We start from the raw sequence: 21,219 nt of genomic DNA, 5'->3' as shown, positions 1-21,219 counted from the left end.
GACGCCCCATGCTAGAATGTCGTTCATGGATACTATGACGAAGAAAACCAATGCTTCAGACGGGGCGTCTTGCACGGCCGTCGCCGCTTCAGGCGAGGCCGCGGCCGGCGCCTCTTCCGCATCCCATGCGTGGGAGATTTCCAATTTCAAGAAATCGCGTGCGGAAGAAAAAGCCGAAAAGCGAACCGCTAAGCGCTCAGGCGCATCGGTCGGCGCGCCGCGCTCGAAGAAGAACGTGCGCGAGTACACGGTTGGCGAGGAAATCGCCAACTCCATCTCGCATGGCATCGGCGCCGCGCTTGCCGTGGCGGCCATTCCCATCTGCGTCGTGACGGCCGTTTCCCACGGCGGCGGCGTGGCCCTGGCGGCGGCGTTGATCTACACCATCTCGATGCTGCTCGAATACGTCGCTTCCACGCTCTATCATGCGCTGGTTCCCATTCCCGCCAAGAAAGTGTTCAAAGTCATCGACCACTCGGCGATTTACCTGTTCATCGCGGGCAGCTACACGCCCTTCTGCTTGATCACGCTGGCCGATTCCAGCGGCATGCTGCTGTGTTTGGCCGTGTGGGCGCTGGCCATCGTGGGCGTGGCGCTCGAGGCGTTCTGGGTATTCCGCCCGCGCTGGATTTCCGCTGTTATCTATCTCTTGCTCGGCTGGTGCGTGGTCGGATTTTTGCCGCCGCTTATCGCCAGCCTGCCGTTCCCTGGCCTCATGTTGCTGCTGGCGGGCGGTATTTGCTACAGCATCGGCTGCATCTTCTACGTGTTGAAGAAGATTCCTTACATGCATACCGTGTTCCACGTGTGGGTGCTTGCGGGCAGCGTGCTGCAGTTCCTCTCCATCGTGTTGTACGTGCTCTAAGCGCGTGTGTTCATCCGCCTGGCAGGCGGCGAGCTTGAAAAGGTTGTGACATATCCTCATGGACGTCGGCGTAAGCATTCTGGTCACGTTCGTTCTCATCCTGGTGAACGGGTATTTTTCCGCATCGGAGATGGCCTTGGTCAATGCACGCAGGGTCGTTCTTCAGAAGGAGGCGGAGGAAGGTTCCAAGAAGGCGGCTACCGCCCTTGAGCTCGCCTCCGATTCCGACCGCTTCCTGGCGACTATCCAGGTCGCGATCACGCTGGTAGGATTTTTCGCCTCGGCCGCCGCGGCGACGAATCTTTCCGACCCGCTGGCTCAATGGATGTCATCGTTCGGCATCGATTGGCTGGCCTTCGCCGCGCCTGCTCTTGCTCCCGTCCTGATCACGCTGATCGTGTCGTATTTCAGCATCGTCATCGGCGAGCTCGTGCCTAAGCGCATCGCGCTTGCGTCGGCCGAATCGGTTTCCAAAGCCGTCGCCGGCCCCTTGAGGGTATTCCAGAAGGTCGCGAGCCCCGTCGTGCGTTTCACGGCTGCTTCCGCGAACTTGATCGCCCGCCTTATGGGCGTGAAGAGCGCCGACGAGCGCCAGGAGGTTTCCGAGGAAGAAATCCGCTACATCGTGGCCGACAACGAAGAGCTGGACGACGATGAGAAGCGCATGATCCACGAGGTGCTCGACCTGGGCGATGCCACGGCTGAAGACGCCATGACCCCCCGTGTCGATATGATCGCCGCCGAAGACACCGAAACGGTGCGCCAGGTGCTCGACCGCATGCGCGGCACGGGCTATTCGCGCCTTCCCGTCTATCATGACGATCTCGATAAAGTCGTGGGCGTCGTTCGCTACAAGGATTTGATCAATCCGCTGCTCGATGACAAAGAGGCCGACACGGTCGATCAGTACATGGCGGAAGCGGGCTTCGTGCCCGAAAGCAAGGCGTTGTTGCCCCTGCTCAACGAGATGCAAACGAATCGTCAACAGATGGCGATCGTTGTCGACGAGTACGGTGGAACGGCCGGTTTAATTACTATCGAAGACATTGTCGAAGAAATCGTCGGCGAAATCGTCGACGAAACCGACTTCGGCGAAAACGAACACGTCACGCGCCTGTCCGACAACGAATGGCTTGCCGCAGGGTCGATTCCGTGCGACGAGGCCGTCGAGCTCGGGTGGCCCGTGAAAGAGGACGAGAGCTATGAAACCGTCGTGGGCTGGTTGATGGACAGGTTCGACCGCGTGCCTCAGCTGGGCGACGAGTTCGCCGTCGATGGATACGTGTTCAAGGTTCAGCAGATGCGCCGCCGCCGCGTTTCCCAGCTGCGCGTGACGCGTACGTCTGCCGCCGCAGAGCAGGAGCTCCAGATGTCGGGAGCGGAGTAGTTCGGCAACATTGACCGCAGAAGAGAGAGGAGGCCGGGTATGCTCGAGGCGAATCGCCTCCATCGTTCCGATGACGAAGTCATAGCCGGCGTCTGCGCCGGAGCCGCCGAATGCTTCGACCTCGACCCGATCGCGGTGCGCATCCTGGCCGTGCTTCTGACGATTTGCACCGGCGGCCTTGCCGTTGCGGTTTATGCGGTCATGTGGCTTGTTCTGCCGAAAAGGATGGAGACTCCCGCTCCGATTGCTTGTGCGGCATATGTCCCGGCCGCTGAGCCCGTTCCAGCCGGGTTTCCTCGCAAGCGCCGCGGCGCGGCTCCGGTTCCGCCCGCAGGATTCGTGGTCGATGACGGCTGTTGCAAGCCCGCGCCTACCGTGGCTCCCGTCGATTCCGCCGAAGAGCCGCGCGAGTGCTGCGGCATGTCAGGCTGGTCGCGTTTGTGCGTGTGGCTCGGCTCGGCTCTCCTTGCCGTCGATGCGGCATTGCTGGTCGACTACATGGTCGAAGGTATCGTCTGGTGGCAGCTATGGCCCGTTTTGTGCGTGGTGGCGGGTCTCGTGTTGATGGTCGTGCCTTCGAAGAAAGGCTCGTTCGCTCGTCGTTTCTCGTGCGGTTTGGTGATCGTCGCGGCGAGCGTGGTCATGTTGTTCATGTCGATCGGCATCTTGGCTCCATCATCGGTGTTTTACGCCATGGCCAAGCTGTGGCCCATCGCTCTTGTCATGGCGGGGCTCGTGGTCATGAACGTGTCGCTCCGCGACCAGATGTTCGATTTCGGCCTCGCGCTATGCGTGATCGTGGTCTGCGTGGCCATGTGTACGGCGTTTGCCATCCCCGGGACGTTGGAGCAGGTCACGGTGAACTTGCCGTTCGGGCCGAGGACCTACGATATCAACCCGTGGCTGTAGGAAGGGGTGCGTGATGGCCGATTACAGAAATGCGCCGCGTCGTCCCCGTGCTGCGGTGGTGCTCGGCGCGATTCTCATTGCGTTCGGCTTGTTCAGCTTGGCTGGGAATATCGTCCCGCATGGTATCTGGATGAAGGTAGGCGCCGTCATCGGCATGATTTGGCGCATTTTGTGGCCTTGCGCGCTTGTCGCTGCGGGCGGGTATCTGTTGTGGGCTTCGAAGCGCGGCAAGCTTGCGGGATTCGCGTCGTCACGTGTGAGGGCCCCCTTCCGTCGCAGCATCGCCGACAAGCGTTTTCTGGGCGTATGCGGCGGCATCGCATACTATTTCGGCGTCGATTCGACGGTAGTGCGCGTAATCGCGGTGATCTTGCTGGTTATGTGGCCTCCTACGGTGCTGTTCGCCTATATTTTGGTGGCGCTGCTGGTTCCGCGCGCCTAGCGGGCGGCGCCTTCGCGTCGGCGAATGGTTCCGCATGCGATGTTCTGAGCTTGCGTTTCTGTCCTTTTTGCCTTTTTGAAAATCCATAATACCTGATGAGAGGCATGTAATTCTGTGCTTTGCCTCCAAGGCGCCTGCACTGTTGGCCAAGGCCTGCGCTATCGAGTACAATAATCAAGTTTCGTGACCGTATGTGCAGGAGGGCGTGTCGTCTTCGACCGCCGCGCACCGACGATGCCGTCGGAGCCCTGCGCCGTGTAGGGGAGTATGTTTGGCTCGACAGACATCACATAGCTCGCTTCGCCTGGCGCCTTTGGCATTGGGCGCGTGCATCCTCGCCGTGGTAGCGGCGGTTTCCGCGTTCATGCTGCAGCCGGCTGTCGCGTCGCATGATGTCGATGTCGATACGATCGGTATCGGCGATGCCCGCAATACCGCCGAAGACGCTCCCGCTTCTTCGGCCGATCGCATGCGCGCCGCAAGCGCGGATACGGCGTCGGTTTCTTCTTCCGCCACGCGCTCCATTACCGTGAGCGATCCCGATCCGGTCATCGTTATTTCGGCGTACGACGCCACCAATGCATCCACCGTCGCGGCAGCCATGGAGCTCGGCACCACCGACCCGCTCCCCACGGCTCCGCATATCATGCCCGACGAAAGCGATGGCTGGACGCTGGGCAGCGCTTCGGCCTATAGCCACGCCGATAACGACGACGGCAAGGGCAACTTCGGCACCGACGTCACCGCATCGGGCGTGCCGCTTTCCAGCGAAGGCCTGACGGTCGCCGTGCCCGAGTCCCAGGCGCATCTTCTTGGCCATGCCGTGGCCCTTCGTTACGGCGAGACCATCATCGTGGCCACGGTTACCGATACCGGCGGCTTCGAATCGTACGGCCGCGCGCTCGACCTTGCTCCCGGCTGCTGGAAGGCGTTCGGGGTGACCGACGTGCACGACTGGGGCGTTCGCTCGGTATACTACAAATTCCTATAAAGGAAACGGCGAGGATGCGCTTGGGGGCGCATCTTCTTTTTCAGGGGGCGTGCAATGGCGAATGTCATCATCGTGGGATGCGGCCGTGTCGGTTCTCAGCTGGCAACGTTGCTCTCGCAAAACGACGGCAACGTGTGCGTGGTCGACCGCAATGCCGAGGCGTTTTCCAACTTGAACAGAAACTTCAACGGCACGACGCTGCAGGGCCTCGGTTTCGATGAGGATGTCCTGATCCGTGCGGGCGTCGAAGACGCCGATGTCGTGGCGGCGGTCACCCAATCGGATAACTCCAACCTGATGGTGGTCGAGGTGGCGCGCCGCATCTTCCACGTGCCTCACGTTATCGCACGCCTGTACAACCCCGCGCGCGAGAGGGCGTACATGCAGCTTGGTCTGGACTACGTGTGCGGCACCTCGCTCGTGGCAGAAGAGGTGTTTTCCAAGATCATGTCGGGCCACGGCAGTCATTTGGACACTTTCGGCGATTTCGAGATCCTGCGCTTCTCGCTCGACCTGTCCAGTACCATGCGCAAGCAGGTGAAAGTGTCCGAGCTCGAGCGCAACCATGGCATCCGTATCGTAGTGTTCGAGCGCCGCGACGGCAGCACCAGCTCTATTCCCACGCGCGATAGCGTGCTGTATCATGGCGACAGCGTTTTGGCCTGCGTGCGCCACGACCTGCTCGCCGCCTTTTCCAAGTACATGCAGATGTAGTCTGCGGAACCGGGAGGACCGATGTATATCGTCATCATGGGCGGCGGCAAGGTGGGCAACTATTTGGCCGACGTTCTTCTGAGGCAGCATCATGAGGTGGCCGTGCTGGAGGCGAATCGCGCCCAGGCCGACCGTCTGTCTATGGAACTGCAGGGGCAGTACTTGATCATCAACGGCGACGGGTGCGACTCCGACTTCCAGGAAGACGCAGGCATCCGCAACGCCGACGTGTTCGTAGCCGTCACCGGTCGCGACGACGATAACCTGGTTGCGTGCGAGATCGCGACGCGTGTGTTCAACGTGCCGCGTTGCATCGCGCGCGTGAACAACCCCAAGAACCGCCGCATCTTCCGCGAGGTGGGAATCGAAAGCGTTTCGTCTACCATGTTGATCGCGAACATGATCGAGGAGGAGGCATTGCTGGGCAGCGTCGGCGTCGTGTCGGCTCTGTCGCGCGGCGACATCTCGCTTATCGAATTCGGCATTCCTGCACGTATGAAGCATTTCGACCCCGAGCAAGGCGTGCCCGCTTACATGATCGCCCTGCCCGAAGGCGCGTTGCTCGCGGCCATCGACCGTCGCGAATACAACGACGCGGAAATCGCGACGCCCGATTCGGTGTTGTATCCGGGCGATAAGGCGGTGGTCGTCGCCGAACACGATGTGGTCGACGACGTGCGCGCTTTGTTCGCGAATCTGTAAGTTTACTGCGTCAAGTAGCGATATTCTTACACTGTATAGATAAACGTTATGCCTGTTCAGGATGGTATGGCAGACGTATAGCATGAAGCACGCCGCGCGAAATTCGCGCCGACGCGCTTCTTTGTTTTTCGCGAACCCGCCCCGAACTGGGATTTTGGCGCGTTCTGCGGCGGTATAGTGAACCCTGACACGGCGCTGCGGCCTTATTGCGCAGCGCGACGGCATATCGTTTCGGTCGCCGTGCCTTTCGGCATATGCGGCGGCCTTGTTCGGCTGAAAGGAACCGGCATGATTTCTCGCTATACGCGTCCGGCCATGGGAAAGATCTGGGAATTCGAAAACAAGTTCGCCATCTGGCAGGAAATCGAAGTCCTCGCCTGCGAGGCCCAGGCCGAGTTGGGCCAGTGCGGCATCACCAAAGAAGACGCCGCCTGGATTCGCGAGCATGCGGGCTTCACCGTGGAGCGCATCAACGAAATCGAGGCGGTCACCCATCATGACGTCATCGCGTTTCTAACGTGCATGGGCGAGCACATCGACGCCGAGGTTCCCGAAGGCGAAGAGAAGCCCAGCCGCTGGGTGCACTACGGCATGACGTCGTCCGACCTGGGCGACACGGCGCTTTCGTGCCAGGTGGTTCAGTCTCTCGACATCATCCTGGAAGACGTGAAGGCCCTCGGCGAAACCTGCAAGCGTCGCGCGTTCGAGCTGCAGGACGCCCTGTGCGCCGGCCGCACGCATGGCATCCACGCCGAGCCCATGACGTTCGGCATGAAGTTCGGCAGCTGGGCGTGGGCGCTCAAGCGCACGCAAACCCGCCTGGAGGAGGCCCGCGCCGTGGCCGCTACGGGCGTCATCTCGGGCGCGGTGGGCACGTACTCGAGCATCGACCCGTTCGTCGAGCAGTATGTGTGCGAGAAGATGGGCCTGACGGCCGACCCGCTTTCCACGCAGGTTCTGTTCCGCGACCGCCATGCGCAGGTGCTTTCCGCCCTGGCCGTGGCCGCCAGCGTTCTTGAGACCATCGCCTTGCAAGTGCGTCTCATGCAGGAGACCGACGTCATCGAGGCCGAGGAGCCGTTCCGCGCGGGCCAGAAGGGCAGCTCCGCCATGCCGCACAAGCGCAACCCGATCACGGCCGAGCGCGTCTGCGGCCTGGCGCGTGTGGTGAAGGCCAACGCTCAGGTGGGCTATGACAACGTGGCCCTGTGGTTCGAGCGCGACATCTCGCACTCCGGCGCCGAGCGCGTGGTGCTGGCCGACAGCTTCGCGGCGCTCGACTACATGTTCGGCAAGATGCAGTGGATGCTCGACGGCTTGCAGGTGTATCCCGAAAAGATGGAGTACAACCTCAACCGCACGCGTGGCCTGATCTATTCGTCGAAGGTGCTGCTGGCGCTGGTGGACACGGGTATCACGCGCGAGGAGGCATATGCCATCGTGCAGCGTAACGCCATGGCTGTGTGGGAAGACATCCAGAATGCCGTGGACGGCCCGACGTATCGCGAGCGCTTGGAGGCCGATTCCGAGGCGAAGCTTGCGCCCGAGGTGCTCGACGAGATTTTCGACCCGTGGGCGTTCTTGGGGCATAAAGACGTGGTGTTCAAGAAGCTCGAGGCGCTGGAGTTTTAAAGCACTTGCGTGACCGATGGCGAGCCGCCCCTCGTTTCTCAGACAGCGGGAAGCGAGGGGCGGTTTTGTATTGCGGGCGAGTTCGTTTACTACATCATTTTGATACGAAATGATGTAGTAAAAAGTCTCGATGATGGGGAAAGCGTGCCGAAAGGTCGGGTGCGGCGGGCGAGTTCCGTTTCGGCGGCTGCGCGCTGTCGACATGCGAGGTTCTACCATGGTCGGATTCGTCCGGCGCATGGGCGCTTCGGCGGCGGCCGCATGCAATCGACGGTCGCGCCGCGCTATCCCTTCCAGACGTATCCCGTAGTGCGGCCCGAACCAACCTTGGCAATTCTTCCTGCCGCAGCCAATTCTCTCAACGCTCGTTCAACGGTGATTTTGCTTATATCGGGGCAGGCGGCAAGAATGTCCGCTTTCGTTGTCTTGCCGATGCTCTCGCGCAGATAGGATTCCACACGCTCGGCTTTCGAAAGCTTCGCGGAGACAACGACGGAAATGCGATTATCCAAATCTCGATAGCAAGCGAGGATGACGCCGAGCATGTAGCGAACGAAGGGTCCGGGGTCGTTCGCGCCTTCGTTCCAGCCGTGCGAACTGGCGGCAAGGGCGTCGTAATACGACCCTTTCGTTCGTTCTATCTCTTTTTCGATCGAAATGTACTTACCCACGTCATAGTTGGCTTTGTAGAGAAGTAGAAGCGTTAAAAGCCTGCTCATGCGCCCGTTTCCGTCGTTGAAAGGGTGAACGCAGGTGAAATCGAAAACGAAGATGAGGGATACGATAAGAGGGTCGCAGCCATCGGTGGCGAGCCCCTTTCGCAACGCTGCGCACAACCGATCCATCGCGTCGGCCGTGGCCACTGCCGGCGTCGTTTTGAATCGAACGTAATCGGTGCCGTCGGGTCGAATGCCACGTATTTCGTTATCGCCCACTTTGAAATGGCCGCCCATGGGAGAGGGGGTGTGGCGATACATGTTGCGGTGGAGCTGCAGGATGACATTCGGAGTCACGTCGATGTAGTCGTGGCTTTCGTGGATTGCTTCAAGAACGTCGCGGTAGCCTGCGATTTCCTCTTCGTCTCTTGATTTCGGGTCGGTTTTATCGGCCATGATGTCGCGAAGGCGCTTTTCGGTCGTGCGGATTCCTTCGATGCGGTTCGACGCTTCGGTCGATTGGACCCTCGCCACTTCGACCAGCGAGTCGAGGATATCTTGCTTGGCCGTGAGATACGACGCCTGGCGTCCCCGATATTCGTGGACCGCTGCAAGAAGGTTCATGGTTTCGCTGGTGAGAAGCCCTTCGGGCACGTGCGTGTAGTCGAACTGCCTCAACGGTCCTCCTTTAGTCTCTTTCGCTTGTGTTTTATTTTACTGCATCATTTTGATGCGAAATAATGCAGTAAAACGGCTCGATGATGGAGAAGGCCTGTCGAGAGGTCGGGTGCGGCGGATATGTGTATCGGTCGGGCGTTCGCGGCGGTCTGACGTATCGCCTGGACGTTCGTGACGGTTGCGCGCGTTCAGCGGGCGGACTCCTTTTCGGCGGCCGCATGCTATCGACATGCGAGGTTTTGTCATGGTTGGATTCGCCCGGCGCATGGACGTTTCGCGCGGCGGCCGCATACGGTCGACGGGTGCATCGTGCTATTCCTTCTGGATGTATTCCGTAGCGCGACTGTCGGCGCGGGCTCTCGCAATCGACGCGCACCCGCCTGTCTGCCAAAAGAATTTGACGGAATTCCCAAGCGTTTTGCCGTCGTTTCGTCCGCTCATTTCGGAAAATAGAGGCGTTGCCGGTGCGGTATTGCGGTGACGACATGGAAGGAAAGTTGCAATGTCTGAAGTCGAAACGCTCGAACGGCAGGATGAGGCCGTCGTCCAGCAAGCGCAGGCCGTCTCTGATATGGCGCACGATGTCCACCTGGTGAGCGCGTGGCACTTCCTTATTCTGATAGCGCTGGTCGTTATCGCGATTCGCATGCCGAAGTGTTCGAAGGGCCAGGCTGCGCGGCATGACGTGCCCGAAGACGCTCGCGCGGTCAAAGCGCAGATTGCCTCGATGCGCGGTAGAAAAGGCCTGTTCACGGGTAATCCTTTCGTGCCGGCTTCAGATTGTGCGGCGACGGTGGAGGCCGTTGTCGAGGATTTCGACGACGAATGGGTGCGCCTGCTGATCGATTCGAAAAAAGGCCGCGAAGTGCGAATCGTGCGTATGCCCGAAATCACGAGCGTCGAAGAGCTCGTGCAGCGCTGAGGCGTCTCGCGTCGGGCCGCGGATTAGCGCCTGGCTGGCATGTCGCACGTATTCTGCTGACGGGTCGAACGTGCCTGGCTGGCAACGAATACGTTTGACTGGTGCATCGGGTTGCTTGGGCAGTGTGTCAGATTTGTATGGCATCGCGCGATACATCGGGCTGCTCCCGCCTATCGCGCTGGCCGCATCTCGTTGAATTCCGCAAATCGAGCCTTTCCTGCCCACGACCGGCAAGAAAACGCCTGTTTGTGGGGCTGGGGGACGAGGGATGGCTTTCTTATCGTAGACGTGCATCATCTAAACAGGGGTTTGCATTATCTCCTTTCCCGAGGCCGACGGATGCGTCGAGAAAAATAGGCGACGACCCACAAATCGAGTTTTTTCTCATGTGGCAAGAAAGCGCTCATTTGAGGTTCGGTCCGCCGCCGCGGGAGCATGCTTGTTTGGGGGCGAGGCCAAAACTCTCGCGGGTCTTTCGTATACCATGGGCACCGACAAAGATTGTTGAATGCATGAAAGGCGAGGTGCCGCAGATGACCGAAGGAGCAGGAATGGCGAACAAGACGGAACAGGTGGCCGAAAAGCGATATGGGGCGGGTTGCGATTCCGTCTGCTACGCCGAGGCGGCCCAGGGCCTGATCGGGTTCATCGAAGAAAGTCCGAGCATGTTCCATGCCGCGGCGTCGGCGCGGCGCAGGCTCGACGAGGCGGGCTTCGTCTATCTTCGCGAAGGCGATGCCTGGCAGGTGGAGCCCGGTCGCGGCTATTACACGGTGCGCAACAACTCGAGCGTCATCGCGTTTCGTGCGGGCGCGGCGGCACGCCCGTCGGCTGACGATTTCCACTTCAAGCTGGCGGCCTCGCATTCCGATTCGCCGACGTTCAAGGTGAAGGCGGTGCCCGAGCTGGAAGGCGCGGGCGGATCGTTGCGTCTGAACGTGGAAGCGTACGGCGGCATGATTGACCACACCTGGTTCGACCGCCCGCTCACCGTGGCGGGCCGCGTGCTGGTGCGCGACGGCGCCCGCATCGAGAGCAGGCTGATCGCTCCCGACCGCGACCTGCTGCTCATTCCCAGCGTGGCCGTGCATCTCGATCGCGGCGTGAATGCGGGATTCGCTCCTAACAGGCAGGTCGACCTGTGTCCGCTGTTCTCGGCGGGCGACCTCGAGCGCGGAGCCTTCGACGCTCTCGTGGCCGAAGAAGCGGGCGTGGCGGCCGGCCAGGTGCTGGCGCGCGACCTGTTCTTGGTCAGCCGCCAGAAGCCTTGCATCTGGGGAGCGGCGGGCGAATTCCTCTCGGCGCCGAAACTCGATGACCTGGCGTGCGCGTACGTGTCGCTCGAGGCGTTTTTGCGCGCCGAAGGCGACGAGGGCGCGGTTTCGGCGTGGTGCTGCTTCGACAATGAGGAAGTGGGCTCGAACACCAAGCAGGGCGCCATGTCGACATTCTTGCCCGACGTGCTGACGCGCGTCTGCGGCGCGTTGGGCGGCTCCGACGAGGACTACCGTCGCGCGCTAGCGAAGTCGATGCTGGTGAGCTGCGATAACGCCCATGCGGTGCATCCGAACCACCCCGAGAAATACGACGAGGCCAACAGGGTCGTGCTCAACGGCGGCATCGTGGTGAAAGAGGCGGCCAATCAGCATTACTGCACCGATGCGTTCAGCCGCGCGGCGTTCGCGGCCGTGTGCGCCGATGCGGGCGTCGCGCTGCAGTCGTTCGCTAACCGCAGCGACACCGCGGGCGGCTCCACGCTGGGCAACCTGTCGAACATCCAGGCGAGCATGCATGCCATCGATGTGGGCTTGCCGCAGCTGGCGATGCATTCGTCGTTCGAGACCATGGGTATGCGCGACGTGCTGAACGGCATCCGCGCGATCCAGGCGTTTTTCGCGGCCGATATGCGCATCGACGGAGCGGATGCGCTGACGATCGGATAGGGGTAACGCTGCCGGGGCCGCCGTCTTAAGCTTCGCGCGCCGCGGGTTTTCGTCACGTTTTCCCCAGGCGTCGTCGCGGCCTTGAAAAGTTTTCCCCATTTCCACCGAACAACTGAAGAGCGGCTGATGCATGAATCGGGCCTTCGCACTGTGCGAGGGCCCGTTTTTTATGCATTTATCCGGCCGTTTTACATTTCCAGGACATTTATGACGATTTCCCTCCGGACAAAAGTATCTTTTTTAGTGTTAACTAAAACAAAACACTCAAGCGAGGTTATCCCCTGATTATTGATAAAAAGGGGAAAAAGTTATTAACAATTAGTTAATACACTGTGGAAAACTGCGGAGAAAAGAAGGGAGGGCGGAGTGTACGATCGAAGACTCGATTCCGTCGTTGCGGCGGCGGATTGCGGCAGCTTCTCGAAAGCCGCGAAGCAGCTCGGCGTATCGACTCCCGCCCTTGCTAAACGCATCGAAACGTTCGAAGACGAATACGGCATCGAATTGTTCAGCCGAACGCGTCGCGGCGTGTTTCTCACGCCCGCCGGTGCATCGGTCGTCGAAGACGCGCGTGCGATCATGCGCATGTCCGAAGACGTGCTGCGCCGCGCTCGCGAGCAGGAGACGTTCGGCGGCACGACGGTGCGTTTGGGGATTTCGGCGGCGTGCCCCGCGCATGTGATGCTCGCCGCATGGCCCCGCATTCACGAGGCCGATTCTTCGCTGCATCTGGAATTGGTGCCGATCGGCGATATCTACGATGACGACCTGGGGGTGGTCTCCAATCTGGGCGGCAGCGTCGACATCGTCGAGGTGTCTGACGTGTCGGCGGCCGCATGCGAGAAACTGTGGGGCGGCGTCTGCCGTGTCGAGGCCTTCGTCGTTGAGGGCCTCTCGTCGGTGGCGCTTCTCCCGCAGCGCCCGTCTTCGGCCGCAGCTCGCTTCGCAGCGCTTCTTGAGAATGTTTCGCCGCAGGAATAGACGCCGTACGATGCGGGGGGCGATAGATGGCGAAGTCGAGCGTTTCGCGTAAAACACGTTTTGCGGCAGGGATAGTGGCGGTATGCGCCGCTGCATGCATTCTTTATTCCCGCGCGTCCTCGCGCGTCGGCGCGGCAGGATTGGTTACGTACGCTGCGAGCGCTGCGTCGATGATTCTGGCGGCTTTGCTTCTCGGCGGCATCTGCGCTGTTTTGGCGGGGTCGGTTTTGCGCGATGTGTGGGTCAAGGACCGTAATCAACGATTGGAATTTTCTCACAAAGAGGCCATTAGGGCCGAACGCTCCGTGTTGTTGTGCGCGGCTTTGGAAGTGGCGGGCGTTGTCGGAGTGTGGGCGCTTGGAATTGCGATTTCCAGCTTGCTTCCCTATGGCGCTGTTCGTATGGCGCTTGTTGCGGGGGTTGTTGTAGCGACGATCGCTTGGGTCGTGTTCGTGTGGCGTGCGTTTCGTGCGCGATTCGGGGCTCGCTGCGATGTCGTGTTGTTGCGGGGGCGCGTGATAAGCGACGTGATCGTCGTGTTCGTCGCGATGCTTGCCTGCGCCGCGCTTACGTTCGGGGCCGTACGTTTTTCATGTTTGGCGATCGATGTGGCGGCAGGACCGCGGGACATCGAGGCGTCTATTGTCGAAGTGGATGCGGCGAGGCGCAGCGGCGATGCCCGAAAAGGAGGCTTTTCGGGCGAAGTGACGGAGGTCGATTTCGTGGCGGTCCAAGGTGGCGTTGAGGGGTCGGCATTGCATCGCATAGAGCTGGCGTCGATCGATGGCGACGAAATAGAGTTTTTCGCGACATCCACCGTGGGAGATGGGATTCGCATCGTGTTTTATCCACGCACTGAAACGCTCGTGTCGGCAACGTCTCTTTAGTGGCTGCGCCTACGGCCCCGCGCCTGCGTCGGCTGTTGCTTGGCCGTTTCTTTTCTGGCGTAGGGACTCTCTTCATTTCGAAACAGGCCATGCGTTGTCCAGTTTTCTTTTGTAGGATGGGCGCGTCATGTTGTCAGGAGGATTCGATGAAGACTTCGGAAGTCGATGCGTATTTATGCGCCAAGCCCAGCGCCGAAAAGGATTTCAAAGCCGAATGGGAGTGGTGGCGTTACCTGGTAGGCGGCAAGATGTTCGCTGCTGAATTCACGGTTGGTCCTGAGCATAAGGAGCCGTATAGAGGGCGTCATCTTTTGACGCTGAAATGCGATCCTGCATGGGCTGAAGCCCTGCGTTCGGAGCTCCCTCATGCCGTTTATCCAGGGTTTTACATGGATAAACGCAATTGGATATCGATCGACCTCGATGCTGACGTGTCCGACAGTTTGCTCATGGAGCTGTGCGACCACTCGTATGGGTTGGTGTTTTCCAGGCTTACCAAGAAGTTGCAGCGCGAAATCGCCTCGAAATCCGATGATGTTTTTTCTGCTGTCGAAGTTAACCAGAGATGACGCGGGAGGTTGCGATGCCATTCGATTTCAAGAAGGAAGACAAAGGTCTTTACGCACCTAAGACCGAGCCGGCTTTCGTCGATGTTCCGTCCATGACGTTTTTCGCCGTCGCCGGAGCGGGCGATCCGAATGAGCCCGACGGTGCCTACGCGAAGGCGGTCGAGCTGCTTTACGGACTTTCGTATACGGTGAAAATGTCGAAGATGGGCCCATGGCAGCCTGAGGGGTATTTCGATTATGTCGTGCCGCCGCTTGAAGGCTTATGGTGGGCGGGTGCGGGTGCATTCGACGGCGCCTCGATCGTCGATAAGCGAGCGCTTTCATGGGTGTCGCTTATTCGTCAGCCCGACTTCGTGACGTCTGAGACGTTTGCGTGGGCGTGTGCCGAGCTGGCGAAGAAGAAGCCCGCGTTGGCCGACGCATGCAAGGCGGCTTGCGGCGTCCGCGCGGAAGGGGTTCCGCGCCTGATTCGTTTTGCCGAGGGTCCATGCGTCCAAATCATGCATCGAGGTTCGTACGATAGTGAGCCCGCTACCGTTGCGAAGCTGACGGCCTACGTGCAAGAAGAAGGATTGCTGTGCGATATGGCCGCCGGAGGGGAATCGCCCTGGGGGCATTCGGCGCAGGGTTCGTTCGATGCTGCCGCCGCGCTGGCTGCGTTCGACGTGGACGGCGGCGCGCCGTCAATGCGCCTGCATCATGAAATCTATCTGGGCGATCCACGTCGCACGAAGCCCGAAAATCTCAAGACGGTCCTTCGTCATCCCGTCCGCGGCATGTAGCTCGTCTGCTCCTTTCTGTATCAGGATTGCGATTCACGTAGCGATTGGGCCATGTAGATATCGTGCTCCAGACTGTTCATCCCGATGGCAATCGCCTCGATCGCCTCTCGATGCGAAGGGGCCATCCGCATCAGAGGCTTCAGATTCGTGGCTGGTGGCCTATTGTCTTTACGACCCGTTATGCGCCTGGCCTGCCGTTCACCCTTTTCGAGTAAGCAGTCGATGAAGCTGACGATGCATGGGTCCTTTTTCGTAATTCTCATGCGGTAGCGATCTGGCGTGAGGATAGTTTTCTGGAGGGGCCGGATAGATTTTCGAGTGGGGAGAGCTCACATTCGTATATGAAATCGTCCGTCGTATGGTTGGTTACAACAACCGTGGTGCATGAGAGCCAGATGTCGAGCCGACCTGGCAAACTTGCCTTAAAAAGACGAATTGCCCGACCGGCTCGACAGACTGTTGTAGTGCCTTGTGTTGCGGCCGCTTTTGTTTGAAGCGACCGCTTGCCAAGTTTTATTGTCATTCTTATACTTGTAATGACAATAAAACTTGGCATGATTGGAGGCTGTCATGGACAGGGAAGAAATTCTCGCTAAAAGCCGCCTGGAAAATCGGCGTTGGGATGAGCGTGAACGCAGGATGGCCGACGAGGCAGGAACCTGGGGTATGATCGCTATGGCGGCGGCAGTCGTTTCCGTTTTCCTTATTCGAATGTTTTTTAAGGGAGGGAATCCGTACGATTTGCTCGCTATCCTTTTTGTGTATCTTGCTGCTGCGAGTGCCTATAAATGGCGCAAGGGCAAGTCGGGATGGACGCTTCTGGTGACTGTTCTATATAGCGTTATTGCGTTTGGATGGCTGTGCGCCTACGCGATTGTGGGTTGATGCGACTATGAAGGAATCGTTGATTCTGAAGAATTCCTTGAGAGAGGCGCGCAATCAGCGTGGCCTTTCGCAGGCGCAGCTTGCTGAGTTGACGGGAGTGTCTCGAAATACGATTAGCTCTATCGAAACGGGGCAATTCAGCCCCACGGCGAAACTCGCGCTCATTCTTTGCATTGCGCTCGACAAAAAATTCGAAGAGCTATTCTATTTTTAAGGGTATCCGAAGCGGTCTCTTTTCTTTTGACGACGAACCTCCCTTTCTGGGCCAGGGTATTCGATTGGCATAGACGTGGATGCGGACGATCGGACCATTCGTACGCCATGTCAGAAAGAGGTTGACAGATGGCGAAGCCAGGTGTTTCACGTGAAACATTTCGCGCAAGTTGACAAGAGCGGGAAAGAAAGTCGGGTTTACGTGTTCGCATGCGCTGACCCGATATGCAACAGGGGCCGTATCCTACGAATCCGATGCGGCCCCTGTTTGCAAGCCCAGGTCTAGCAGCCCCAGACTTCTTCGGCGATGCTTTTGACCAGTGCCACCTTGGCCCATTGCTCGTCTTCGGTGAGCTTGTTGCCGATCTCGCAGCTTGCGAAACCGCACTGCGGCGACAGGCAAAGGTTTTCAAGCGGCACGATTTGGGCGGCCTCGTGGATGCGGGCGATTACGGCGTCGCGGTCTTCCAGCTCGGGGCGCTTCGTGGTAATCAGGCCCAAGACGACCTTCTTGCCTTCGGGAACGTATTTCAGCGGCTCGAAGCTGCCGGAGCGTTCGTCGTCGAACTCAAGGTAGAACGCGTCCGTATGCTCGCGCGAGAACAGGAACGGCGCGATGATGTCATACGGGCCGCTGCTGGCGTAGGTGGAGTGGTAGTTGCCGCGGCATACGTGCGTGTTGATCACCATGCCCTCGGGCTTGCTTTCCAGCACCAGGTTGTTCAGGCGCAGGTACTTTTCGGCTTCGGTGGTTTCGGAGAAATCGTCGCCGCGACGGTCTTTCCAGTAGCGGTCGTCGACCAGGATGCCCCAGGTGCAGTCGTCGAACTGCAGATTGCGGCAGCCCGCCTCGTAGATTTCTTCGATGAAGGTGCGATACGCCGCGGCGATATCTGCGAAAAGCTCATCCTCGTCGGGGTAGATGGCGCGCACGCGCTCGACGGCGGCTTCGTTGCGGTACAGCTCGAGCAGAAGCTGGGCGGGCGCGGGGACGGTTTGCTTGGCGGTATGGTTCTCGTCTTCGAACTGCTGCACGAACTTGAAATGCTCGATGAACGGATGGCCGCTGCCGGTGATCCTGCCCGTCAGGATGGCCGAACCCTTCGTGGTCTCTTCGCCGACGAACTGGTAGCCGCGATCGAGCTCGACATGCTCGATGCCGCCGAATCCCCACATGAAGTCGAGGTGCCAGTATCCGCGTCGGAACTCGCCGTCGGTGATGAAGCGCAACCCCGCGGCCTTCTCCTTCTCGATCAATTCCGTGATGCATTTGTCTTCGATCGCAGTCAGCGCGGCATCGTCGATGACGCCGGCGGCGTGCTGGGCACGGGCTCTTTTGAGGCGTTCGGGGCGCAGGAAGCTGCCGACGACGTCGTAGCGGTTGGGTGCAAGCTGGGTCATGGCGGGTCCTCTCGTTTGATGTGCGTGGAATGTTCGACGCCGAGGAGTATGACGCTTGCGTTTGCGATTGAGAAATACAAGAAGATGCGGCTTCTCCATAGGTATTTCCTATGAGGGAGGGATGTAAAGGGGCAGGTGCTATGACTGCACCGCAGATGACGCAAGGGTTCTAAGGGGAGTGAAAAGCCTAAGCCCGAATTGTCCGCATCGCTGTCGAAGGTCCCTTATTCGTCGTCGCCGCCAAGGCCGGCCGCAGCGCCTGGAACATGGCTTCGAAGTGCTTCGAGATATGCTTTGCCGTAGCGCGAAAGCGTGGTTCCCTTGCGGGTGACCACGCCGATTTCCATATGCTCGTCCGCTTCGAGCGGCAGCGCGATGATGTTTTCGCCATTGAGTTCATGGCTGATCACGCCCGAGCACACCGTGTAGCCATTCAGGCCGATGAGCAGGTTGAACAGCGTCGCGCGGTCGCGCACGCGGATGTTTTTGCGGCGGTCGAGCGTCGATGCGGGTTCTTCCGAGAAGTAGAACGAATTGAAGTCGCCTTGCTCGTAGGACAGGTACGGGTAGTCGTCCAGGTCGTCGAAAGTGACCGAGGCGCGGCCCGCCAGCGGGTGCGACGAGCAGATGAACACGTGCGGCGCGGCGATGAACAGCGGCTTGAATTCCAATTCTTCGGCGCGCAGCATCTTGCCGATCACCTCGCGGTTGCGGTCGCTCAGATAGATCACGCCCAGCTCGCTTTTCATGCGGGCCACGTCTTCGATGATTTCGTGCGTCTGCTCCTCGCGGATCGTGAAATCGTAATGCGACGCGTCGAAGACGCGGATGACGTCGACGAACGCGTTCACCGCGAACGAGTAATGCTGGCATGACACGGCGAAGCGCGGCGAGGGTTTCGCGTTGTTCTTGTAGCGCTCTTCGAGCAGGTCCGCCTGTTCGAGCACCTGGCGGACGTAGCCGAGAAAGGTCTGGCCTTCGTCGGTGACGGTCACGCCTTTGCTGGTGCGATCGAACACGGTGACGCCCATTTCGCGCTCGAGGTCGCGAATCGATGCGGTGATGCTCGGCTGCGACACGAACAGCCGCCGTGCGGCTTCGGTGATGCCGCCGCATTCCGCTACGGCGACCAGGTACTTGAGCTGTTGAAGCTTCACGGCGTGTCCTTTTCGATATGGGTTCGCGAAGGCGCACGGCGGCGCCGGCTTCTGAGGCGGCGTGCGGCCTACGCTTTCCAGACGCGCAGGAGCGTATGCGCCTCGGTTTCGCCCGCGGCGGGCATGGCCACGTAGGTGACCAGGGTATTCACCGTGCCGCTGCTGGCAAGGTAGTCGCCGTAGTCGTCGCATCCGTTAGGGCAGGACAGCGAGAAATACGTGCCCGATGCGAGGTCGACGCCGCTGACCGTGCGCGTCGATTTGACGATGAAGTACGACCCCGTCCATGCGGGCGCTGCGGTGGGATTGCGGTCGAAGCAGAACCATTGCGCGCCGCTGGCGCCGCCTTTGTCGACGGGCGCATAGGTGCCGATGCTCGAAAGGCCCTTTTGCTGGGAATAGCCCGCGTCGAACGAGAACGTGAAGCGTCCGTTGACATAACCCGCTTCGAGCGGCTTCATGCCGGCGGGAAGCGTCATGGAATCTTCGGCCTGGCCGCTTGCGGCGTCGATCAGCGTGAGCCGGTAGTACACGCCCGTCGCGTCGACGCGCGGCGTGATGACCACGCCGTCGCCCGTGGAATAGATCGGCGTGCCCATGCGGCCGTTGGAGCGCCAGTCTTCGCGCACGTCCGACGAGCCGAAAGCCGCCGATTTGAGCAGCGACGCCTCACTTGCTGCAGAGCCCGCGCTGTCGGGCATTACTTGCCAAAACGCCCGACCGCCTGCGGCGGCGATGAAGGGCACGTCGTAATCGGCCGTACCCGATTCGGCCAGCACGGGGGAACCGATCGACGTGCCGGAATGCGTTGCCTGGTAGATTCGCCATTCGCCGGTGAGGCAGTTCGCCTCCACCCAGACCATGCCGCGTTCGTCGCAGCGCGCATCGTAGATATCGAAGCCGCGCTCTTCGCTTGCGGGCTGAGGCAGCACCGTGTTCACGGTGCCGTCCGCCAATGTGATGATGCCCGCCTGCGTGAGCGGCGTTGACCCCTCGGTGGGCAGCAGGCATGCTGCGTAGGAGTCGCAATTCGCCCAGACCAGCGTGCCGTAGGGGAGCTTGTATTCGCCTGCGGCGGCAAGCGGCGCGTCGCCTTCGACGGCGGAATACGCGTCGCTGCTCAGCAGCGTCACGGCGTCGGCGGGAACCTCGAGGGTTTCGACGGCGTTGGCCGCTTCTTTCGATTTCGTGATCGCCTGGGCCCCGGCGCCTACGGCGAGCAGCGCGCCCAGGCCCGCCGCTCCGATGAGCAGCTGGCGGCGCGTAAGGGTTCGTTCGCCTTCGGGCAGGGGAATGCGCACCTGGCTGTCGAGCGGGCTTGCGACGCGTCGGGCCTTGGGCTTATAGGCCGCGGCCGCGCGTGCGGTGGCGGCGTGGCTGGCGCGAAACGCTGCGCTCGAGGCGCCCTTCGCCAGCGTCGGCATTTCGGCGCTGCGGGGAGTTCTCCCGTGCGCGCGCGTAGTATGGGCGCTTCGGTTGCTCTTCGTCGCCCGACTTGCGGAAACACCGACAGAGGCCCGCGTGCTGCGTCGGGCCTGGGGCGACCTGCTCGGCTGTGCATGCTGGGGACGCGAGGGCCGTGATGAGGTCGTTCGGCGTGGTGTAGGTTTTCTTTGAGCCATAGAAGCTTATTGTGTCATTTTCACCAGAGGTGACATGGGCCGCGCTTTGAATCGTTACAATAAACGCAAACCGGGCCCGCGCGAAACGTGGCGTTCGCGCGAGGGTATCAACCCCCCGAGAATTGGAGGAGTCCAATCATGAGCAACGAAACTCGCCGTATTCTGCTGGTCGAAGACGAGAAGGCCATCCGCGACGCCGTGGCGGCCTATCTCGAGCGTGAAAATTACTGGGTCACCGCCGTCGGCGACGGCCAGGAGGCCCTCGAAGAATTCGGGAAGCATCATTTCGACCTGGTGGTTCTCGACCTTATGCTCCCCCGCGTGCCGGGCGAGCGCGTCTGCCGCGCCATTCGCGACAACTCCGATGTGCCTATCATCATGCTGACCGCCAAGGGCGAAGTCGAGGATCGCATCATCGGCCTCGAGCTGGGCGCCGACGACTATCTGGTCAAGCCCTTCAGCCCTCGTGAGCTGGTCGCCCGCGTGCGCGCTCTTCTGCGTCGCGTGCATGCCGATTCCGAGCCCCAGCGCGAGGTGCTCGAGTTCGGCGAGCTGACCATCGACGTGTCCGGCCACAAGGTGCTCGTCAACGACGAGGAAGTGGACCTGACCGCCAGCGAATTCAAGCTGCTCACCACTTTGTCCCGCTACCCCGGCCGCGTGTACTCGCGCATGGAGCTGGTCGAAAAGGTGCTCGGCTACGATTTCGAAGGCTACGAGCGCACGATCGACTCGCACGTCAAGAACCTGCGCGCCAAGATCGGCGACAACCCGCGCAATCCCAAGTGGCTGCACACCGTGCACGGCGTGGGCTACCGCTTCGAGGATCCCACGAAAGTAAGCTAGCGGCCGCCGTGAACCTTCCGTAGCGGCTTAGAAAG

At 60.4% G+C, this 21,219-nt stretch carries 21 protein-coding genes; 17 read left to right on the top strand and 4 right to left on the bottom strand.

Going from position 1 to position 21,219, the window contains the following annotated elements; all coding sequences use genetic code 11:
* Positions 1-25: 25 nt before the first annotated feature.
* The 8 genes from Q6E04_RS03515 to purB all read left to right on the top strand — a co-directional run bounded on the left by Q6E04_RS03515 (position 26) and on the right by purB (position 7,642).
* Positions 26-865 (top strand): hemolysin III family protein, encoded by an 840-nt coding sequence (locus Q6E04_RS03515; protein WP_303249424.1) that lies wholly within the window; start codon positions 26-28, stop codon positions 863-865.
* 58 nt (positions 866-923) lie between these two features.
* A complete protein-coding gene (locus Q6E04_RS03510) occupies positions 924-2,252 on the top strand; it encodes a hemolysin family protein (RefSeq protein ID WP_303249423.1) in 1,329 nt (442 codons plus the stop codon).
* 39 nt (positions 2,253-2,291) lie between these two features.
* The gene (locus tag Q6E04_RS03505) at positions 2,292-3,161 is read left to right on the top strand and encodes a PspC domain-containing protein (protein ID WP_303249422.1); all 870 of its coding nucleotides are present in this window, start codon (positions 2,292-2,294) and stop codon (positions 3,159-3,161) included.
* Positions 3,162-3,174: 13 nt separating this feature from the next.
* On the top strand, positions 3,175-3,603 hold the full coding sequence (locus Q6E04_RS03500) for a PspC domain-containing protein (protein ID WP_303249421.1): 429 nt from the start codon (positions 3,175-3,177) through the stop codon (positions 3,601-3,603).
* A 313-nt stretch (positions 3,604-3,916) separates the two neighbouring features.
* The gene (locus Q6E04_RS03495) at positions 3,917-4,594 is read left to right on the top strand and encodes a hypothetical protein (protein ID WP_303249420.1); all 678 of its coding nucleotides are present in this window, start codon (positions 3,917-3,919) and stop codon (positions 4,592-4,594) included.
* 54 nt (positions 4,595-4,648) lie between these two features.
* On the top strand, positions 4,649-5,308 hold the full coding sequence (locus tag Q6E04_RS03490) for a TrkA family potassium uptake protein (RefSeq protein WP_303249419.1): 660 nt from the start codon (positions 4,649-4,651) through the stop codon (positions 5,306-5,308).
* A 21-nt stretch (positions 5,309-5,329) separates the two neighbouring features.
* Positions 5,330-6,010, top strand: coding sequence for a TrkA family potassium uptake protein (locus Q6E04_RS03485; RefSeq protein WP_303249418.1), 681 nt, complete (start codon positions 5,330-5,332; stop codon positions 6,008-6,010).
* 288 nt (positions 6,011-6,298) lie between these two features.
* Positions 6,299-7,642: an adenylosuccinate lyase gene (gene purB / locus Q6E04_RS03480; protein ID WP_303249417.1), complete on the top strand. Its 1,344-nt coding sequence runs from the start codon at positions 6,299-6,301 to the stop codon at positions 7,640-7,642.
* Positions 7,643-7,926: 284 nt separating this feature from the next.
* On the opposite strand, the gene Q6E04_RS03475 is transcribed toward purB, so the two are convergent.
* The gene (locus tag Q6E04_RS03475) at positions 7,927-8,976 is read right to left on the bottom strand and encodes a Fic family protein (RefSeq protein ID WP_303249416.1); all 1,050 of its coding nucleotides are present in this window, start codon (positions 8,974-8,976) and stop codon (positions 7,927-7,929) included.
* Between the two features lie 502 nt (positions 8,977-9,478).
* Here Q6E04_RS03475 and Q6E04_RS03470 point away from each other — a divergent pair.
* From Q6E04_RS03470 to Q6E04_RS03435, 8 genes are all read left to right on the top strand, one after another.
* A complete protein-coding gene (locus Q6E04_RS03470) occupies positions 9,479-9,898 on the top strand; it encodes a hypothetical protein (protein ID WP_303249415.1) in 420 nt (139 codons plus the stop codon).
* 551 nt (positions 9,899-10,449) lie between these two features.
* Entirely contained in the window at positions 10,450-11,841 is a 1,392-nt protein-coding gene (locus tag Q6E04_RS03465) for a M18 family aminopeptidase (RefSeq protein WP_303249414.1), read from the top strand.
* Positions 11,842-12,207: 366 nt separating this feature from the next.
* The gene (locus Q6E04_RS03460) at positions 12,208-12,822 is read left to right on the top strand and encodes a LysR family transcriptional regulator (protein WP_303249413.1); all 615 of its coding nucleotides are present in this window, start codon (positions 12,208-12,210) and stop codon (positions 12,820-12,822) included.
* Between the two features lie 140 nt (positions 12,823-12,962).
* Positions 12,963-13,709, top strand: a complete 747-nt coding sequence (locus tag Q6E04_RS03455; protein WP_303249412.1) for a hypothetical protein — start codon at positions 12,963-12,965, stop codon at positions 13,707-13,709.
* 146 nt (positions 13,710-13,855) lie between these two features.
* Positions 13,856-14,278, top strand: a complete 423-nt coding sequence (locus tag Q6E04_RS03450; RefSeq protein ID WP_303249411.1) for an MmcQ/YjbR family DNA-binding protein — start codon at positions 13,856-13,858, stop codon at positions 14,276-14,278.
* 14 nt (positions 14,279-14,292) lie between these two features.
* Entirely contained in the window at positions 14,293-15,060 is a 768-nt protein-coding gene (locus tag Q6E04_RS03445; protein WP_303249410.1) for a GyrI-like domain-containing protein, read from the top strand.
* A 570-nt stretch (positions 15,061-15,630) separates the two neighbouring features.
* A complete protein-coding gene (locus Q6E04_RS03440; protein ID WP_303249409.1) occupies positions 15,631-15,945 on the top strand; it encodes a DUF6442 family protein in 315 nt (104 codons plus the stop codon).
* 7 nt (positions 15,946-15,952) lie between these two features.
* Positions 15,953-16,159 (top strand): helix-turn-helix transcriptional regulator, encoded by a 207-nt coding sequence (locus Q6E04_RS03435; protein ID WP_123198334.1) that lies wholly within the window; start codon positions 15,953-15,955, stop codon positions 16,157-16,159.
* A gap of 281 nt (positions 16,160-16,440) precedes the next feature.
* On the opposite strand, the gene Q6E04_RS03430 is transcribed toward Q6E04_RS03435, so the two are convergent.
* The 3 genes from Q6E04_RS03430 to Q6E04_RS03420 all read right to left on the bottom strand — a co-directional run bounded on the left by Q6E04_RS03430 (position 16,441) and on the right by Q6E04_RS03420 (position 20,140).
* Positions 16,441-17,559: a 5-methyltetrahydropteroyltriglutamate--homocysteine S-methyltransferase gene (locus Q6E04_RS03430; RefSeq protein ID WP_303249408.1), complete on the bottom strand. Its 1,119-nt coding sequence runs from the start codon at positions 17,557-17,559 to the stop codon at positions 16,441-16,443.
* A 224-nt stretch (positions 17,560-17,783) separates the two neighbouring features.
* A complete protein-coding gene (locus Q6E04_RS03425) occupies positions 17,784-18,716 on the bottom strand; it encodes a LysR family transcriptional regulator (protein ID WP_303249407.1) in 933 nt (310 codons plus the stop codon).
* Between the two features lie 68 nt (positions 18,717-18,784).
* Positions 18,785-20,140, bottom strand: coding sequence for a hypothetical protein (locus Q6E04_RS03420; RefSeq protein WP_303249406.1), 1,356 nt, complete (start codon positions 20,138-20,140; stop codon positions 18,785-18,787).
* A gap of 336 nt (positions 20,141-20,476) precedes the next feature.
* On the opposite strand from Q6E04_RS03420, the gene Q6E04_RS03415 reads away from it, so the two are divergent.
* Positions 20,477-21,184 (top strand): response regulator transcription factor, encoded by a 708-nt coding sequence (locus Q6E04_RS03415; protein ID WP_123198330.1) that lies wholly within the window; start codon positions 20,477-20,479, stop codon positions 21,182-21,184.
* Positions 21,185-21,219 lie beyond the last annotated feature (35 nt).

The sequence above is a fragment of the uncultured Slackia sp. genome (assembly GCF_959608125.1).
Classification (GTDB): Bacteria; Actinomycetota; Coriobacteriia; order Coriobacteriales; family Eggerthellaceae; genus Slackia.
This window is presented reverse-complemented; position numbering and strand designations above follow the sequence as displayed.

Excerpts from the sequence above, each read along its gene's own strand:
- Q6E04_RS03515 (WP_303249424.1), top strand. The coding sequence starts at position 26 with ATGGATACTATGACGAAGAAAACCAATGCTTCAGACGGGGCGTCTTGC.
- Q6E04_RS03510 (WP_303249423.1), top strand. The coding sequence starts at position 924 with ATGGACGTCGGCGTAAGCATTCTGGTCACGTTCGTTCTCATCCTGGTG.
- Q6E04_RS03505 (WP_303249422.1), top strand. The coding sequence starts at position 2,292 with ATGCTCGAGGCGAATCGCCTCCATCGTTCCGATGACGAAGTCATAGCC.
- Q6E04_RS03500 (WP_303249421.1), top strand. The coding sequence starts at position 3,175 with ATGGCCGATTACAGAAATGCGCCGCGTCGTCCCCGTGCTGCGGTGGTG.
- Q6E04_RS03490 (WP_303249419.1), top strand. The coding sequence starts at position 4,649 with ATGGCGAATGTCATCATCGTGGGATGCGGCCGTGTCGGTTCTCAGCTG.
- Q6E04_RS03485 (WP_303249418.1), top strand. The coding sequence starts at position 5,330 with ATGTATATCGTCATCATGGGCGGCGGCAAGGTGGGCAACTATTTGGCC.
- purB (WP_303249417.1), top strand. The coding sequence starts at position 6,299 with ATGATTTCTCGCTATACGCGTCCGGCCATGGGAAAGATCTGGGAATTC.
- Q6E04_RS03470 (WP_303249415.1), top strand. The coding sequence starts at position 9,479 with ATGTCTGAAGTCGAAACGCTCGAACGGCAGGATGAGGCCGTCGTCCAG.
- Q6E04_RS03465 (WP_303249414.1), top strand. The coding sequence starts at position 10,450 with ATGGCGAACAAGACGGAACAGGTGGCCGAAAAGCGATATGGGGCGGGT.
- Q6E04_RS03450 (WP_303249411.1), top strand. The coding sequence starts at position 13,856 with ATGAAGACTTCGGAAGTCGATGCGTATTTATGCGCCAAGCCCAGCGCC.
- Q6E04_RS03445 (WP_303249410.1), top strand. The coding sequence starts at position 14,293 with ATGCCATTCGATTTCAAGAAGGAAGACAAAGGTCTTTACGCACCTAAG.
- Q6E04_RS03440 (WP_303249409.1), top strand. The coding sequence starts at position 15,631 with ATGGACAGGGAAGAAATTCTCGCTAAAAGCCGCCTGGAAAATCGGCGT.
- Q6E04_RS03435 (WP_123198334.1), top strand. The coding sequence starts at position 15,953 with ATGAAGGAATCGTTGATTCTGAAGAATTCCTTGAGAGAGGCGCGCAAT.
- Q6E04_RS03430 (WP_303249408.1), bottom strand. The coding sequence starts at position 17,559 with ATGACCCAGCTTGCACCCAACCGCTACGACGTCGTCGGCAGCTTCCTG.
- Q6E04_RS03420 (WP_303249406.1), bottom strand. The coding sequence starts at position 20,140 with ATGCCGACGCTGGCGAAGGGCGCCTCGAGCGCAGCGTTTCGCGCCAGC.
- Q6E04_RS03415 (WP_123198330.1), top strand. The coding sequence starts at position 20,477 with ATGAGCAACGAAACTCGCCGTATTCTGCTGGTCGAAGACGAGAAGGCC.